The organism is Mesorhizobium sp. YR577 (assembly GCF_900116595.1).
Classification (GTDB): Bacteria; Pseudomonadota; Alphaproteobacteria; order Rhizobiales; family Rhizobiaceae; genus Mesorhizobium_M.
In genome coordinates this window covers 149,619-167,616 of record NZ_FPBI01000004.1, presented here as the reverse complement: position 1 = coordinate 167,616, position 17,998 = coordinate 149,619, and the positions used below count along the sequence as shown (strand labels likewise).

Here is a 17,998-nt window from a genome sequence, read left to right as displayed (position 1 = left end):
AGCTCGGAAAGGCGTCGGGCAGGGCCAATCCATCAGTGCGTTTCGCCGGAACCGCCGACCGCGACGATGTTGAAGGGCTTGCCTTCGACGGCGATATCCTTCGTCTTCGCGAAGTTTTTCGCGTCGATGACGTGGAGCGTGCTCTTCAGCGGGTCGGTGACGAAGATGGCATCGCCGGCAACCGCGATGCGCGGACGCGGATCGCTCCAGTGGCCGTCCATGCTGTAAGGCTCGGTCAGGGGTAGCGACTTGGTGATCGCGCCCGAAACCACATCGAGTTGGTGGAGCATGCCGTCCTCGGTGAAGACATAGGCGAATTTCGGCCGCACAGGATCGACGGCGAAATGCACGCGCCGCGTCGGAAGTTCGATCCGCCGGAAGGCGTCCTTGCTGGTCGGATCGATCAGCACTACGGCGCTCGGGCCGTAATTGCCGAGGAAATATTGCAGGCCCCGGCCGCCGACCAGCGTCGTTGATTTCCCCTCGGGCAGCGTTTCCGAATAGGGCAGGAACCCGATGGAGGGCTCCTTGTCGCCGCTGGTTGCGATCAGCAGGCCCTTGGCGCAGGCGATGGCGAGGATATTGCCGGAGGCGGCTTCGCCATGAAGGTCCGGGCAGGCATGCACGTCACCGACCTGTTTGCCCGAAGCATCGACGACGCGGATGCCGACCGGCAGTTCGTCGGGCTTGTCCTTGTTGGGTTCGGTCAGCAGAACGTGGCCGTCGAACGCCACCGCAAGGCCGTGATGCGGCGCGTCGGTTTTTGTTTCGCGAGTATTCGCCTTGCCGTCGAGAACATCCTTCTCGCTGGTCACGCGGGCAGTGCCTTCGCCATCGAAGAACAGCGCGATATCGCCGCCATGATCGACAAAATGCGAGGGCTTCTTGCCGGCAAACTCAACGTCCAGCAGTTTCGCATCCTCGACCTTCAGGTCGCCATGGTCGCCGTGATCGCCGATGGAAATGCCGCTGGAGATCGCCTGCACGACGTCGCCCTTGCCCTGCACGGCAAAGATCGTTTTGCCGCTATCGCTGCGGGCGAGGCTGGCAGGAACCTTGGTCGCGAGTTTGTCGAGCTCCTTGCCGCTCGTTACATCGAGCACGCGCACGATAGGCTCGCCATGATCGGAGATGAACAGCCGCCATGCGGTGTTTTCCTCGGCGAAGGATGCAGTGGCTGCGATGCCAACGAGGAGAGCGGCGACTGATGCCGTCTTGAGCAGATGAAGCATGGTCTTCCTTTCATAATGTAATAACATAACAATAATGCTTCCGAGAAAGGCGGGAGCGCGTCCCGCCTGTCAGGGGATTGTTGCGAGGCCGTCGTTCAACCGCGATCGTGAGAAAAGATCGTTACTTATCAGTCGGTTGGAGAACGAACCTGATTCAATTTATGTGGATCGGCTCTCAGCTCCCGAGGATCGCGCCTTTGATGGTCGTGATGTTGTTGCGCATCATGTCGATATAGGTCGAGGCTGGGCCGTCCTTGGGCGACAGCGCGTCGGAGTACAGAGTACCCCCGACCTTGAGGCCGGTTTCGGATGCGATCTGCTCGATCAGCCGCGTGTTGGTGATGTTTTCCACGAACACCGCCGAGGCCCTGTCGTCCCGAACCTGCCTGATCAGCGCGGCAACGTCGGCAGCCGAAGGTTCGGCTTCGGTGGAAATGCCTTCGGGCGCCAGGAAGGTCAGGCCGTATTCATGCTCGAAATAGCCGAAGGCGTCGTGCGAGGTGATGATCGTGCGCTTGCTCTCGGGTATCGAGGCGATAGCCGCTTTTACCTCTCCTTCGGTTTCCGTCAGCTTCTGCGTATAGGCGTCCGCGTTGGCCTTGTAGGTGTCGCAGCCAGCCGCGTCGGCGGTGCAGAAGGCGTCGGCGATGTTCTTCACATAGATCTTGGCATTGGCGATCGACTGGAAGGCATGCGGGTCGGTATCGCCGTGATGGTGGGCGTGACCGGCGGCTTCGCCTTCTTCCTCTTCCTCGAATTCCTCCTTCATCTTGATCGGTTCAACGCCCTTGGTCAGTTCGACGACGGTCGCCCTGGTGGCGCTGGCCTCGATTAGGCGCTGAAGGAAGCCCTCGAAATGCAGGCCATTGACGAGAACGACGTCTGCCTTGGACATCGCCACAGCGTCTGCCGGCTTCGGCTCATAGACATGGGCGTCGCCGTCGGGGCCGACGATCGTGGTCAGTTCGATGCGGTCGCCGCCGACATTTTTCGCAAAGTCCTCGATGACGGAGAAGCTGGCAACGACCTTCAGCGGTTCGGCGAAGGCGGAAGCCAGGCCGAAAGGAGTTAATGTTATAACGCTCATGAGGGCGGCAAGCCGGATGGTCTTGAGCATGGATAGATCTCCTTGATGTTGATCAGGCGGTTCTGTGGCGGTGGTGGCGCAGGCGCGTGTTGAAGACGCCGCGCGTGCCGAAGATGGTCGAGAAGAAATAGACCACGCCGGCGGAAAGTATGATGGCCGGACCCGAGGGCAGGGACTGGTGATAGGAAATCAGCAGTCCGGCGATGCAGGACGCAAAGCCTATGAGGATCGCCAGCGCACACATGCGCTCGACGCGCGCCGTCCAGAAGCGGGCGGCTGCGGCCGGCAGCATCATCAGCCCGACCGAAAGCAGCGTGCCGAGCGCCTGGAACCCGCCGACCAGATTGAGCACCACCAGGCCGAGAAAGATGAAGTGCACCGGCGTGCCGAGGCGGCTGACTGAGCGCAGGAACAGGGGGTCGAGGCATTCGGCGATGATGGCGCGCCAGAAGATCGCCAGCGTCAGCAAGGTTGTTCCGCAAATCATGGCGATCAGCGTCAGCGCCTCGTTGTTGAGGGCAAGCACGGTGCCGAACAGCACATGCATGAGATCGACGCTCGAACCCTTGATCGAAACCATCAGAACGCCGAGCGCCAGCGATACCAGATAGAAGGCGGCCATAGAGGCGTCCTCCTTCTGAATGGTGAAGCGCGAGACGACGCCTGCACCCAGTGCGACGACGACGCCGGCGATAAGGCCGCCAATCGTCATCGGCAGGATTTGCAGGCCGAACATATAGAAGCCGACGGCCGCACCCGGCAGGATGGCATGGGCCATGGCGTCGCCGGTCAGGCTCATGCGCCGCAGCATCAGGAAGACGCCGACCGGGCAGGCCCCGAGCGAGAGCATCAGCGAGCCGGCAAGCGCGCGCTGCATGAAGCCAAATTCGACGAAGGGGGCGATCAGGAAATCATACATGGTGTTGCTCAGGCCGCCCTTGGACCGGATTCGTGGTCATGTTCGCGGCTCTCGCCATGGTCGTGATGATGGTGGCTGTGATTGTGGGAATGCACGTGGTCATGATCGTGCGCTTGGCCGTCCGGCTCGCACCAGGGCGCGTTGTCGTGCCAGGCTTCGTCGAAGCGGCGCGCCCGCAACAGGTTTTCCGGGCGCAAGGTCTCCTTCGTTGCGCCCCAGGCAACAGGCTGGCGCGCCAGAAGCAGCGTTTCGGGGAAATGCTCCCGCACAAGCTCAAGGTCGTGAACGACGACCATCACCGTGCGGTTTTCGCCATGCCAGCGTTTGATGAGCAGGATCAGGTCGCCGACGGTCTTGGCGTCCACCGCGTTGAAAGGCTCATCGAGCAGGATCAGGTCGGCGTCCTGCACCAGCACGCGGGCAAACAGCGTGCGTTGAAGCTGGCCGCCGGAAAGCGTGTCGATCGGCCGCTTTTCGAAACCTTCGAGCCCGACCGCCATCAATGCCTTGGCAACGTCGTCGCGGTCGTCCTTGGTGAAGCGCCCGAGCAATCCCCGGCGCGGCCACAGGCCCATGGAAACGAGATCGACGACACGGGCAGGGAAGGAGCGGTCGAGTTCCGATTGCTGCGGCAGATAGGCGATACGCGCGCCCTTGGTGTTGAGGCAGGTTCCGGCCATCGGCTTCAGCACGCCGACGATACCCTTCATCAGCGTCGATTTGCCGGAGCCATTGGCGCCGACGACAGCGGTCAGCGAACCGGTCTTCACCGCTCCGCTCAGATGGTGGACCGCCGGGTGGCTGTTATAGCCAAGCGTCAGGTCGCGAAATGTCAGGCAGGCGTCGGTCATGGAACCATCTGGAACTGGTGCGATCTTGCGATCGATGGCCTTGGATATGTGATGTTATTACATTAGTCAACGATAGGCCGGGCAAATGCGGTGGATTCATGGCGCGCCCGCTCGCCGTCCACAGTGGACAGGCATATCTCACTGATTTGCCGTGGCTGGCTCTTGCCGCGCGGCGGGCCGAAACTTAAGAGGCTGTTCGAACTCGCCCTTATGGGCAAGACGAAGTTGGCGGGCTGCCTTTGGAGAGGCGCGCGGCAACGAACCAAGGAAGGAAGAAAGTCCATGACCATCCGCCGCATCGATGTCGGTCCGCGCATGAGCGACATCGTCATTCACAACAACACGATTTATCTGGCGGGCCAGGTCGGCAAGCCCGGCACCAGCGTCACCGAGCAGACCAAGGATATCCTGGCCTCGATCGACGAGCTGCTCGCCAAGGCCGGCTCGGACAAGACGAAGATCCTTCAGGCGATCATCTGGCTCGCCGACATGAGCACCTTCGCCGAAATGAACGCCGTGTGGGATGGCTGGGTGCCGCAGGGCAACACGCCTGCTCGTGCTACCGGCGAGGCCAAGCTGGCTGCCCCGGAATACAAGGTCGAGATCATCATCACGGCCGCTGCCTGATCAGGCTGACAGGCACGTCTCGCGCCGCTGCGGTAGCGCGAGACGTGCCTGAAACCTCTTTGCCGAAATTACGGCGTCCGCCGAGCGGCATCGCGTCCTGGACTGGGTTCATGAGCGTGCTCAACTGCGGACCGCGAACCGCAAAAAAAGCCAGGATTCGCATCCTGTCATTATCGGTTGATCCAATTGACATTTTTTTGACAGGGAAATGTCCGACACATTTCCACGAAGGCCCATATTGCAAGGCAAAATAATATTTTAGCCGACGTGTGATGCAACCAATCGTATTCCGAATGGTTCTGGCCATATAATGGCTGCGTTGCGAGACGCGGCACCCTTTTTGTTGAGCGGATTTAATATTGATGAACGTTCAGACTGATCCTGCCGCGTTGGAGGAAAAGACAGTTGCAATTTTTCCGGCGGTTGCCGAGCAACCCATACGTTCGAACTACCTTCCAGAAGACCGCCTGAGGGCATTGGGCGAAAGCCTCGCCCGAAATGAAGTGACCGACTTCTACGGTCTCAAGCCTTTCGACTTCCAGGCCCGCAACCGCGAGAACGCGGAGAAGATCCTCGCCGTTTACCGCGCCACCAATGCAGCGCAGGCCAAGGGCGACGCCATAACGCCGGCCGGCCAGTGGCTTCTGGATAACAATTATCTGGTCGAGGAAACGATCTTCCAGATCAAGCGCGACCTGCCGCGCCGTTTCTACCGCGAACTGCCGACGATGACGCTTTCCAACGGCGTGGTCGTGCCGCGCGCGCTCGTGCTGGCGTGGGTCTATGTCGCGCATTCCGACAGCACCGTTCTGGCCGACATGTTCAAGGCGCTCGTCGACGGCTATCAGTCGGTCGAGCCGATGCATATCGGCGAATTATGGGCGCTGCCCTCGCTGCTGCGCTTCGTGCTGATCGAGAATTTGCGCCGGCTTGCCGTGCGCGTGAACAGGGCGCACGAGATGCGCCAGATCGCAAACGACGTCGCCGACCGGGTGCTCGCTTTCGTCGATGGCGACGATCGCAAGACGATCCTGTCGAGCTACACCGAGCACGCCCGCGACACCACCTTCGCCACGCAGCTTCTCCACCGTCTGCGCGACGGTTCGCAGAATTCGGGCAGGGCGCTTGTCTGGCTCGAGGACCAGCTCGAAAAATCCGGCTCCGACGCCGAAGAGATCATCATCAAGGAACACCAGACGCTGTCGAGCGGCAACGTCACCACCGGCAATATCATCAAGGGCCTGCGGCTGCTCAACGATGTCGACTGGACGATATGGTTCGAGTCGGTCAGCCCGGTCGACGGGTTGCTGCGCGAGCGCAGCAATTTCGGCGAACTCGATTTCCAGTCCCGCGACCAGTATCGCCAGGCAATCGAGGATCTGGCGCGGCGGTCCAAGCGCAGCGAATATGATGTCGCCGAGAAGGCGATCGACATGGCCGAGCAGGCCGGTGAGCCGGGCGATCCCAAGGCTGCCAACTGCAACGATGTCGGATTTTTCCTTGTCGGCCCGCGGCGGCTCGAACTGGAGAAGGAAATCGGCTTCAGGCCGGACTTCGGCCTGAGGCTTCTGCGTGCTTTCAAGAGCACCGGCTGGGCGGGCATCGTCGTGCCGGTTTTCGCGCTGACCGTCCTGCTTCTGACGATGTCGGGCTTTGCGCTGGCGGGGATCGGCCTTTCGACCCCTGCGATCATCCTGATGCTGGTCCTGTTCTGCGTGCCGGCGAGCGAAGGCGCGATGGCGTTCTTCAACACCATCGTTCTGCTGTTCCTGAAGCCGACGCGGCTGGTCGGCTACGAATTCAAGGAGGGCGTGCCGGCCGAGGCGCGCACGCTGGTGGTTGTGCCGTCCCTGATCGGCTCGCGCGACGATGTCGAGGAAAACATTCGGCAGCTCGAAGTGCATCACCTGGCCAACATGGAAGGCGAGATACATTACGCGCTGCTGTCGGATTGGCCCGACAGCGAAAGCGAGCAGACCTCCGGCGATCTCGAAATCCTCAACTATGCCCGCGCCGAGATCACCAAGCTCAACCAGCGCTATCCCGTCGAAGGCGCGCCGCTGTTTCATCTGTTGCATCGGCGCCGGCTCTACAACCCGTCGCAAAAAACGTGGATGGGCTGGGAGCGCAAGCGCGGCAAGCTGCACGAGTTGAACCTCCTGCTGCGCGGCGATGGTGACACGACGTTCCTGCCGCCGGACGCTCCGCTGCCGGAAGGCGTCGTCCATGTCATGACGCTCGATGCCGACACCAAGATGACCCGCGATGCGGTGAAGCGTCTGGTCGGCAAGCTTTGCCACCCGCTGAACCGGCCGGAATTCGATGCCGACCATCGTCTCATCACAGCCGGCTACGCAATCCTGCAGCCGCGCGTGACGCCGTCGCTGACCAGCGGCGACGAGGCTTCGTTCTTCCAGCGCGTATTCTCGGCCAATCGCGGCCTGGATCCTTACGTTTTTGCCGTGTCGGACCTCTATCAGGACGTATTCGGCGACGGAACCTTCACGGGCAAGGGCCTCTACCATATCGACGCGATGGAAGCGGCGCTGCGAGAGCGTATCGCTGAGAATTCCATCCTCAGCCACGATCTGCTCGAAGGCGCGCTGACACGTTCGGCGCTGGTTACCGACGTCGAGGTGGTCGAGGACTATCCGACGCGCTACTCGGTCGATGCTTCGCGCCAGCATCGCTGGGCGCGGGGCGACTGGCAGCTTCTTGGCTTCATCTTCGATCCGAAGTCCGGTGTGCCCGCGCTTTCCCGCTGGAAGATGGTCGACAATCTGCGCCGCACGCTGACACCGATCTTCTGGGTCATGTCGTCGATCGGCGGCTGGACGTTGCTGCCCTTCACGCAGGCTGCTCAATGGCAGGCGCTGCTCATTCTCAGCCTGTTCATGGCACCGACCTTCGACATCGTAAACTCGCTGATGCCGAAGAGCCGCGATGCGACCGCACGCGGCCATTTCAGCGCGATTTCCCGCGACGTCGCCTTCGGCACTGCCATGGTGGCGCTGCGTGTGGTGTTGATGGCCCACAGCGCCTGGATGATGGGCGATGCGATCGTTCGCACGCTTTACCGGCTGTTTGTCAGCCGGCAAAACCTTCTTGAATGGCGCACCGCCTCGCAGGCGCACAAGACCGGCGGCAACGATCTCCTGTCTTATTACAGGATGATGCGTGGCGCGGTAGTCATCGCCATTGCCGGCCTGGCCATTCCGGTGGCCGCGGATTCGACCGGCAGCTTCGTCGCCTTCTTCTTTGCAATCTTCTGGGCCGGCTCGCCGGCTTTCGCCTGGCTTATCAGCCGGTCGGCCGAAACCGAGGACAGGCTTCGCATTTCCAGGCACGATGTCGACCGGCTGCGCATCGTCGCGCGGCGCACATGGGCGTATTTCGAAACCTATGTGAATGCCGACAACAACATGCTGCCGCCTGACAATTTCCAGGAAACGCCGCATCCCGTCGTCGCCAACCGGACGTCGCCGACCAATATCGGCGTCTATCTCCTGTCGGTGGTTTCAGCGCGCGATTTCGGCTGGATCAGCCTTGCCGATGCCGCCGAGCGCATCGACCAGACGATGAGCACCATCGAGCGCATGGGCCGCTATCAGGGCCATCTCTTCAACTGGTACGACACCACGACGCTGCGTCCGCTTTATCCGCTCTATGTGTCGAGCGTCGACAGCGGCAATCTCGCCGGCCATCTGGTCGCCGTCGCTGCCGCCTGCGCCGAATGGGCGGAAGCGCCTTCCGTGCACCTTCAGGGCGATTTCGACGGCCTGCTCGACGCGGTCGCGGTTCTCGACGAGAGCCTCGACGAACTGCCAGACGATCGCCGCCAGCTGCGGCCGCTGCGCCAGCGGCTGCGCGACCGCATCGACGGCATGCGCCGCGCGGTCGAGACGATCAAGCAGCAGCCCGAAATGGCGTCGATCCGCACCATCAACCTGGCAGTGCTGTCCGGCGAGTTCCGCAAGCTGGCAAGCGCCATCCATACGGAAGTCGGTTCCTCGAAAAGCGAAGTGCTGACCGAATGGGCGGCCAAGCTGGAAGCTGCCTGCGAAGCGCATGTCCATGATGCCCACAGTGACGAGAAGTCGATCGAGGCCCTGCGCGCCAAGCTGAAGAACCTTCAGGAACGTGCGCGCCGCTTTGCCTTCGAGATGGATTTTTCCTTCCTGCTCCGCAAGGACCGCAAGCTGCTGTCGATCGGCTACCGCGTCGAGGAACATCAGCTCGACGAAAGCTGCTACGATCTTCTTGCATCCGAAGCACGCCTGACCAGCCTGTTCGCCATAGCCAAGGGCGACATCCCGACCGAGCATTGGTTCAGGCTTGGCCGGCCGCTGGTCGAGATCGGCTTCAAGGGAGCCCTGATCTCCTGGTCGGGCTCGATGTTCGAGTATCTGATGCCGCCACTGGTGATGAAGGAGCCGCAGGGCGGCCTTCTCAACCAGACCAGCAAGCTGGTGATCCGCCGCCAGATGCAATATGGCCGCTCGAAGCACATTCCGTGGGGCATTTCGGAAGCCGCCTATAACGGCCGCGACCGCGAGATGACCTATCAGTACACCAATTTCGGCGTGCCGGGCCTCGGCCTGAAGCGCGGTCTGTCGCACAACACGGTGATCGCGCCCTACGCAACGGTGCTGGCCGCACAGTTCATGCCGCATGAGGCGGTGCAGAACCTCGAGCGCCTGCGCAAGATCGGCGCGCTTGGCCGTTACGGCTACTACGATGCCGTCGACTTCACGCCGCAGCGCGTGCCGGAAGGCACCGACCATGCCGTCGTCTACAACTACATGGCGCACCATCAGGGCATGTCGATCGTGTCGGTCGCCAACGCCATTTTCGAAGGCCGCATGCGTGACCGCTTCCACAGCGATCCGGTGATCGAGGCTGCCGAACTGCTGCTCCAGGAAAAGGCACCGCGCGACATCCCGGTGACCACGGTGCGCACCGAGGCCGACGAGCGCGGCAAGGCCGAAACGGTCGAGCACAGCGCCGACACGCGGCTGGTGATCGAGCCTGCGCGTGCACTGCGTTCGACCAATCTCATGTCCAATGGCCGCTATTTGGTAATGGTGACGGCGACCGGCTCGGGCTACAGCCGCTGGAACGATCTCGCCATCACCAGATGGCAGGCCGACCCGACCGAGGACCGGTTCGGCACCTATCTCTTCCTTCGCGACATCGATACGGGGGAGTGGTGGTCGGCGACGACGGAGCCGAAACGCGCCGAATCCGAGCACGCCCAGACGCTTTTCTGCGACGACAAGGCGACCTTCATAAAGTCGGTCGGCACGCTGCGCTCCGAGGTCGAATGCATCGTCGTCTCCGAAGGCAACGGCGATGGCCGGCGCATAACGATTGCCAATGACGGCAATGTCGACCGCCACATCGAAGTCACGTCGTATGCCGAATGGGTGCTGGCGCCCGAAGCCAACGACAGCGCGCATCCCGTATTCTCGAAGATGTTCGTCGAGACCGAGATATCGGATAACAACAGCGCCATCTTCGCCACGCGGCGCAAGCGCGAGGCCAGCGAGCCCGATGTAGCGGCGGCGCATTTCATCACCGATGCCTCGGGCCTGACCCGCGACACGGAAGCCGAAACCGACCGCCGCGCCTTCATCGGCCGCGGGCGCAGCATCGCCGATGCCGCTGCCTTCGATCCCGGCGCAAAGCTTGGCGGGCATTCCGGCTTCGTGCTTGATCCTGTCATGGCCTTGCGCCGCCGCGTGCGCGTGCCGGCCAACAAGAAGGTCTCGCTCACCTTCTGGACCATCGTCGGCGCCAATCGCGAAGAGATCGACGGCACGATGACCCGGCTCGATCACGCCGAAAGTTTTTCGCGCCAGGCTATGCTGGCATGGACGCGCTCGCAGGTGCAGACGCGCCATCTCGGCCTCAGCCTTGCGGATGCTGCCAATGTCCAGAAGCTTGCCCGCTATCTGCTCTATCCCGATCCCTTCCTGCGCGTGCCGGCCGAAACCGTGGCCTCGGGCCTAGGGCGGCAGTCGGCCCTGTGGCCAATGGCGATTTCGGGCGACTACCCCATCTTTGCTGTCAGGATCGGCGATGTCGCCGATCTCGAGATCGTCGCGCAGGCTCTGCGCTTCCAGGAATATATGCGCACGCGCGGCCTCGTTGCCGATCTGGTGATCGTCAACGAACAGGCGTCTTCCTACGTGCAGGACCTGCAGCAGTCGATCGAATGGCTCTGCGACAACAGCCGCATGCGCGGCAAGGAACTCGGGCCGCGCCAGCATATCTTTGCGGTGCGCCGCGACCTCATGGACGAGACGTCCTACAAGACGCTGCTGGCTTCGGCGCGCGTAGCGCTCCACACCCGCAACGGCACGATCTTCGACCAGATCGAGCGAGCGGAAGCCGCCGCATTGCAGGCGCGCGATGCGCTGATGGCAACAGAAGCTCTGGCTCTGACCGACGCTTCCGCAGAAGCGCAGTCGACGGCACCGTCGCGCAAGCCTGTCGTTGCTGACGGCAAGGGCCTCGCTCTCTGGAACGGCTTTGGCGGCTTCGACCGCGACGGCCGCGACTATGTCGTGCGGCTTGGCGGCCAGAAGTCGACACCGCAGCCGTGGATCAACGTCATTTCCAACGCGTCGTTCGGCTTCCACACCTCAGCCGAAGGCGCATCCTTCACCTGGAGCCGCAACAGCCGAGACTTCCAGCTCACGCCCTGGTCCAACGACCCGGTCAGCAACCGTCCCGGCGAGGCGATTTACATCCACGACCTTGCCAGCGGCAAGGCGTTCTCGCCCTTTGCCGGCGTGCTGCGCGATCCGTCGATCGTCTACGAGGCCCGCCACGGGCAGGGCTTCTCAGTCTTCAGCGCGACCCGCGGCTCGCTTTTCGCCGAAGTCACGCAGATCGTCGATCCGGCGGACCCGGTCAAGATTTCACGGCTGCGCCTCCGCAACTCCGGTGCGGTGCCGGCCCGGCTGCGCATCTATGCCTATGCCGAGTGGGTGCTCGGCACCAACCGCGCGAAATCCGCCCCGACGATCGTACCATCGCAGGATGCGGCGACCGGCGCGCTTCTGGCGAAGAACGCCTACAGCCTGGATTTCGGTGACCGTGTCGCCTTCCTGGCGAGCGACGGCGATGCGCAATCGGTGACGACCGATCGCAGCGAGTTCATCGGCCGAAACGGCACCGCCGAGGCGCCGCATGTCGTAACCGGCGGGCTGGCGCTGTCCGGCAAGGTCGAGGCCGGCACGGACCCGTGCGCGGCGATCGCGCGCGATATCGAAATACCTGCGGGCGGCGAGGTCACCATCCTCTTCCTGCTCGGCGATGCCGGTTCGCCGGAAGAGGCCAGCACCTTCGTCGCCAAGCATCGCAAGCGCGATTTCGACAAGCGCTTGGCCGAGAACGACAAGGAGTGGCGCGGCTTCCTCGACACCATCCAGGTCGAGACGCCCGACGCGGCGCTGAACGCCATGGTCAACCATTGGCTGCCTTACCAGAGCGTAGCCTGCCGCATTCGCGCACGCTCTGCATTCTACCAGGCAAGCGGTGCATTCGGCTTCCGCGATCAGCTGCAGGACACGCTGGCGCTGCTGATGCACGATCCGCAGCTGGCATATGACCAGATCCTGAATGCCGCGCGCCGGCAGTTCGTGGAAGGCGACGTCCAGCATTGGTGGCTGCCGCGCACGGATGCGGGCGTCCGCACCCGGATTTCCGACGATGTGGTCTGGCTGGGCTATGCGACGGCGCATTATGTCAATGTCACCGGCAACACATCCATCCTCAAGGAGAGCATTCCCTTCATCGAAGGGCCGGCCTTGCACGACGGCGAGCACGATGCGTTCTTCACGCCCGAGAAGTCGAAGAAATCGGCTACGCTTTATGAGCACTGCGCCCGCGCGCTCGATCTCGCCATCCAGCGCACCGGAGCCGACGGCCTGCCGTTGATCCTGGGCGGCGACTGGAACGACGGCATGAACCGCGTCGGCGAGGAGGGCAGGGGCGAGAGTGTGTGGCTCGGCTGGTTCCTGTTGAGAACGATCGGCGATTTCGCGCCGATCGCCCGCGAACAGGGCGACACCAAGCGCGCCAACAAGTGGGAAAAGCACGCCCGCAGCCTGAAGCAGGCGCTGGAGACGGCTGGCTGGGACGGCGAGTGGTATCGCCGCGGCTCGTTTGACGACGGCTCTCCGCTCGGTTCGCGCAGTTCCGAGGAATGCCAGATCGATTCGATCGCCCAGTCCTGGAGCGTGCTTTCGGGCGAAGGCGACCCCGTGCGATCGAAGACGGCCATGGACTCGGCGATCAAGCAACTGGTCGATGACGAGCTCCAGATCGTCAAACTCTTCACCCCGCCCTTCTCGAAAACCGAAAAGAATCCCGGTTACATAAAAAGTTATCCGCCGGGCGTGCGCGAAAATGGCGGCCAATATACCCATGCCGCCACCTGGTTTGTCATCGCACTGGCCGAAATGAGGCGGGCAGACGACGCCTGGCGCTGCTTCAGCATGCTCAATCCGGTCAACCACGCGCAGGATGAGGATGGCGCCGAACGCTACCGCGTCGAGCCCTATGTGGTCGCCGCCGATGTCTATTCGGAAGGCGAGAAAGGCGGCCGTGGCGGCTGGACCTGGTACACCGGGTCGGCGGGCTGGCTATACCGCGCGGCGGTGGAAAACATCCTCGGAATCCGCAAACGTGGCTCGCACCTTACGATTGATCCTGTTTTGCCGAGTGAATGGGATGGTTATTCAGCTACCGTTCATATTGGGGGCTGTAATTATCGCATCCGTGTGACGCGCGACAAAGCCGTGAAAGCGGTGACGGTCGACGTCAATGGAAAGCGATCGAAAGGTGCCTCGTTCGAGTTGCGAACGACTGGCGAAAATGAGGTGACTGTTCGGATTCCGTCCTGAAGAAAAGAATATTTCCAGGTCGGAACCAAGGTTAAATCATCTGCCATGATTTTGCCGCAACGGTGCCATTTTTCATTAAAACTCAATTCCTTAGGCGATCACGGCAGATTACGGGGCGTTGCCCGATGTTGTTTCGAAAAAACGGAACTGAGGCTGTATGTGAACATTGTCTTGCGGTGCAGCAGACAATGTTGGGACGAGCAATGGAGCGCTGCACGGTTTTTGTTCTCACGGAGTGAGTTTCGTGTCATTGCTTGAAATCTACTTTCGCGCACTTCGGTATCTTTCTACCGAAAAAAAGCGTGTATTTTTCATCTGCGCGGCCAATGTCGTCCTGGCCATCGTAACCATTGCCGAACCAATCATGTTCGGCCGTGTCATCGATGCCATCTCCGACAAGCGCGAGGTTTTCTCAACGCTGATGCTCTGGGCCGGGCTCGGGGCATTCAACATTCTCGCCTATGTGCTCGTCGCTCGTGGCGCTGATCGGCTGGCGCATGCCCGCCGTGCCGGAGTGCTTTGCGAGTCCTTCGAACGCGTCATCACCATGCCGCTGTCGTGGCATCAGGTGCGGGGAACGTCCAACGCCCTGCACACGATGCTTCGTGCGGTAGAAACGCTGTTCAGCCTCTGGCTTGAATTCATGCGCACGCATCTGACCACAGCCGTGGCGCTGCTGCTGCTGATCCCCACCGCCGTTTCGCTTGACCTGCGCATGTCGCTGGTGCTGCTGGTGCTCGGTACGCTGTACCTCATCATCGGCCGCGTCGTCATGCACAAGACCAAGGACGGGCAGGCCAAGGTGGAACGTCACTATCACGAGGTGTTCTCGCATGTGACGGACTCGGTCAACAACGTTGCTGTGCTGCAGAGCTACAATCGCTTCAACGAGGAAGCCCAGCGGCTGCGCAAGCATGTCGGCGATCTGATCCAGGCACAGTATCCGGTGCTCGACTGGTGGGCGCTTGCAAGCGCGCTCAACCGCCTTGCCTCGACGATCTCGATGATGGTCGTGCTGATGATCGGTGCCTTGCTGGTTTCCCGCGGCGAGCTGCGCATCGGCGATATCGTTGCCTTCATCGGCTTTGCGACGCTGCTGATCAGCCGTCTCGACCAGATCTCGCAGTTCGCCAACCAGATCTTCGACTCCCGCGCCAAGCTGGAAGCCTTCTATGAACTGGAAGACTCCGTGGCTGACCGCAAGGAGCCGGAAGGCCTGCGCGACATGAACAACATCACCGGCCACATCCGCTTCGAGGATGTCAGCTTCGAGTTCCCGAATTCGGGGCAGGGCCTGCAGGACGTTTCCTTTGAGGTCCAGGCCGGTCAGACGGTTGCCATCGTCGGCCCGACCGGTGCTGGCAAGACCACGCTGATCAATATGCTCCAGCGTGTTCACACGCCGCAGGAAGGCCGCATCCTGATCGACGGTATCGACGTCAAGACTGTCACCAAGAAGTCGCTGCGTCAGTCGATCGCGACGGTGTTCCAGGATGCCGGCCTGTTCAACCGGTCGATCGAGGAGAACATCCGCATCGGCCGCGAGGAAGCGACCTACGCCGAGGTTCATGCCGCAGCCGAAGCCGCTGCCGCGCAGGATTTCATCCTGTCGAAGAGCGAAGGCTACGACACCAAGGTTGGTGAGCGTGGCGGCCAGCTCTCCGGCGGTGAACGCCAGCGTATCGCGATTGCCCGCGCCATCCTCAAGAACGCGCCGATCCTGGTGCTCGACGAGGCAACCAGCGCGCTCGATGTCGAGACGGAATCGCGGGTCAAGGAAGCCATCGACGGCGTTCGTCAGGGCCGGACCACCTTCATCATCGCGCACCGGCTCACCACCGTTCGCGATGCCGACCTGGTCCTCTTCATGGACAAGGGACGGATCGTGGAGATGGGTGGCTTCGCCGAACTGTCGGCCACCAACGGCCGCTTCGCCAGCCTGCTTCGCGCCGGCGGCCTGCTGACCGACGAGGACGTGCGCGCCCTCAGCCACGTCTCGCAGGCTGCTGCCGCGGCCTGATTGGTCGGATAGAACTATGGGAGGTCGTCCTGCGGCGACCTCCCGCATTGCCCGGACGCTCGGACCGGGCTAATTAGTTCCCATGAGTGAAACGAGCGCGCGGCCCGGCCGCTTCATCGATCTTGCCAATCCAACCCGCTTCTTGGCGCTTGCCGACCGGCTCGTGCCCTGGCTGGCGGGTCTTTCGATTCTTCTGCTGGCGTTCGGCCTCTATCTGGGCTTCGCGGCGCCCGAGGATTACCAGCAGGGCACCACCGTCCGCATCATGTATATCCACGTGCCTTTCGCCTGGATCGCGATGATGTGCTACTCGCTGATGGCGTTGGCTGCACTCGGCACGCTGGTCTGGCGCCATCCGCTAGCCGACGTCTCGCTCAAGGCCGCTGCACCCATTGGCGCGGCCTTTACCGCGCTGGCGCTGATCACCGGCTCCATCTGGGGCAAGCCGATGTGGGGCACCTGGTGGGTGTGGGACGCGCGTCTGACCTCGGTCTTCATCCTGTTCCTGATGTATCTCGGCATCATCGCGCTGACTCGCGCTTTAGATGACCCCGCACGATCGGCGCGCGCCGCCGCCATCATCACGCTGGTCGGCTTCATCAACATCCCGATCATCAAATTCTCGGTCGACTGGTGGAACACGCTGCATCAGCCGGCGTCGGTTTTCCGCCTCGGCGGCCCGACCATCCATCCGAGCCTGCTCTGGCCGCTGATGATCATGGCGCTCGGCTTCACGGTGCTGTTCTTCACGCTGCACCTGATGGCGATGCGCACCGAGATCATGCGCCGCCGCGTAACCGCGATGCGCTACATCGCAGCGCGCCGCGCCGACCGGAAACCTGCCTGAATTTCAGTCTGGGTTGTGCGTCCTTCGAGGCTCGCTGCGCTCGCACCTCAGGATGAGGGAGGTTGGTGCTATGATGATGATTAGGAAGGCCGGCGCTATTCTTCGCTCAGATTCCGCTGCCATCCTACCGGATGAGCCAGCTTTTCAGAAATTGGTCTGAAACGCACCGACCTCCCTCATCCTGAGGTGCGAGCGTAGCGAGCCTCGAAGGACGCACCCCGATCAGATAGCTAAAACGCCTTGAACGTCAGCGTCGTCAGCGAGCGCACGATGCCCGGTACGTTGGCGACGTTCTCGTTGATGAATTTGCCGATATCGACATCGTCCTCGATATAGATTTTCATCAGCAGATCGTAGTCGCCGCTGGTCGAATAGAGTTCGGAAGCCACCTCGCGCTCGTAAAGCTGGTCGGCCACGGCATAGGTCTGGCCGGGCGTGCATTGCAGCTGGACGAATACGGTTTGCATGGAACCTCCGGATACTTCGTATGATGGGGCAATGCCCGCGAGCCTTCTTTACACGCCGAGCAGGGTCCGCACCAGCCTGTGGTCAGGATCGGCAAGCCCATCGATGACATCGAAATGATGCTTGCCGGCGTCTTCCACGCTCGACACGCTAACGTCGAAACCACTCCAGAGATTTTCCAGAAGCGCATTCTGCCGCCGGAATTCCGGGCGCTCGGCCGAGCCGACCCAGCAGGTGATGTCGATGCCGTCGAGCGGTTCGAGTAGGGCAGCACTTTCCGCCCGCGCTTCGGCAAGGTCCAGGCGCTGGGTCTCGTTCATCTTGGTTTTCATCAGCGGCCGCAGATCATGCAGGCCGGAAATCGATACCGTCTTCTTGAGCCGCGCAAGCACGTCGGCGCCGAGCGGAGAGGTCGAGGTGTTCATGCGGCTGACCAGATGGCCACCGGCGGAATGTCCGGTGAGATGGATCGGCCCTGCCACTTCGCTTGCCGCCGCAGTTATCGCCGCACCGACCTGCCTCGTGATGTCGGATATCCGCGCTTCGGGGCATAGCACATAGGACGGCATTGCCAGCGCAAAACCATGGGCAAGCGTCCCTTGCGCGAGGTGCGACCAGGCCGATTTGTCGAACGACATCCAGTAACCGCCATGGACGAAGACGACGAGCCCCTTGGGCGTGCCCTCCGGCAGGAACAGGTCGAAACGGTTGCGTAGATGCGGGCCGTAGGAAATGTCTTCGCGCAGGCGGTTTGCCGCGCGCAGATCATCACGGAATGCCGACGCCATCACCTGCCATTTGCCGGGAAACGCACTGGCGTCGGGGATGTAAGCGCCGTTGGAATAGGCGTCGCTCCAGTCCGTGATCGAATTTGCCGACATTCCCTGCCTCGCTGCGCTGGCGCCTTCAGCGGCGCACCATCCCGTTATTGACCATCTTGCCCGACCGTCCCGCAAGAGCGGAAACCTGCCGGCTTGTTGATCTAGCCAGAAGCAGCTTCTGCGAACCACCGATTAATTTCAAGCATGAAATTTC

Annotated in this window: 10 protein-coding genes; 4 read left to right on the top strand and 6 right to left on the bottom strand. The window is 62.0% G+C overall.

Features of this window, described 5'->3' with window-relative positions; genetic code table 11:
- Positions 1-32: 32 nt before the first annotated feature.
- From aztD to aztA, 4 genes are all read right to left on the bottom strand, one after another.
- Positions 33-1,232 (bottom strand): zinc metallochaperone AztD, encoded by a 1,200-nt coding sequence (gene aztD, locus BM413_RS07650; protein ID WP_091911997.1) that lies wholly within the window; start codon positions 1,230-1,232, stop codon positions 33-35.
- A gap of 175 nt (positions 1,233-1,407) precedes the next feature.
- Positions 1,408-2,349: a zinc ABC transporter substrate-binding protein AztC gene (gene aztC, locus BM413_RS07645; RefSeq protein WP_091911996.1), complete on the bottom strand. Its 942-nt coding sequence runs from the start codon at positions 2,347-2,349 to the stop codon at positions 1,408-1,410.
- A 22-nt stretch (positions 2,350-2,371) separates the two neighbouring features.
- Positions 2,372-3,238: a zinc ABC transporter permease AztB gene (gene aztB, locus BM413_RS07640; RefSeq protein WP_091911994.1), complete on the bottom strand. Its 867-nt coding sequence runs from the start codon at positions 3,236-3,238 to the stop codon at positions 2,372-2,374.
- A gap of 8 nt (positions 3,239-3,246) precedes the next feature.
- The gene (aztA, locus tag BM413_RS07635; protein ID WP_091911993.1) at positions 3,247-4,089 is read right to left on the bottom strand and encodes a zinc ABC transporter ATP-binding protein AztA; all 843 of its coding nucleotides are present in this window, start codon (positions 4,087-4,089) and stop codon (positions 3,247-3,249) included.
- A 282-nt stretch (positions 4,090-4,371) separates the two neighbouring features.
- On the opposite strand from aztA, the gene BM413_RS07630 reads away from it, so the two are divergent.
- The 4 genes from BM413_RS07630 to BM413_RS07610 all read left to right on the top strand — a co-directional run bounded on the left by BM413_RS07630 (position 4,372) and on the right by BM413_RS07610 (position 16,498).
- A complete protein-coding gene (locus tag BM413_RS07630; RefSeq protein ID WP_091911991.1) occupies positions 4,372-4,716 on the top strand; it encodes a RidA family protein in 345 nt (114 codons plus the stop codon).
- 362 nt (positions 4,717-5,078) lie between these two features.
- Entirely contained in the window at positions 5,079-13,631 is an 8,553-nt protein-coding gene (locus BM413_RS07620) for a glycoside hydrolase family 94 protein (RefSeq protein WP_091911988.1), read from the top strand.
- 244 nt (positions 13,632-13,875) lie between these two features.
- On the top strand, positions 13,876-15,651 hold the full coding sequence (locus tag BM413_RS07615) for a glucan ABC transporter ATP-binding protein/ permease (protein WP_091911986.1): 1,776 nt from the start codon (positions 13,876-13,878) through the stop codon (positions 15,649-15,651).
- Between the two features lie 82 nt (positions 15,652-15,733).
- A complete protein-coding gene (locus tag BM413_RS07610; RefSeq protein ID WP_091911985.1) occupies positions 15,734-16,498 on the top strand; it encodes a heme ABC transporter permease in 765 nt (254 codons plus the stop codon).
- A 230-nt stretch (positions 16,499-16,728) separates the two neighbouring features.
- Here the strand turns inward: BM413_RS07610 and BM413_RS07605 are convergent, their stop codons facing one another.
- Together BM413_RS07605 and BM413_RS07600 are read right to left on the bottom strand one after the other, a co-directional pair.
- Entirely contained in the window at positions 16,729-16,965 is a 237-nt protein-coding gene (locus tag BM413_RS07605) for an Lrp/AsnC ligand binding domain-containing protein (RefSeq protein ID WP_091911983.1), read from the bottom strand.
- Between the two features lie 48 nt (positions 16,966-17,013).
- On the bottom strand, positions 17,014-17,844 hold the full coding sequence (locus BM413_RS07600) for an alpha/beta hydrolase (RefSeq protein ID WP_091911982.1): 831 nt from the start codon (positions 17,842-17,844) through the stop codon (positions 17,014-17,016).
- Positions 17,845-17,998: the final 154 nt, after the last annotated feature.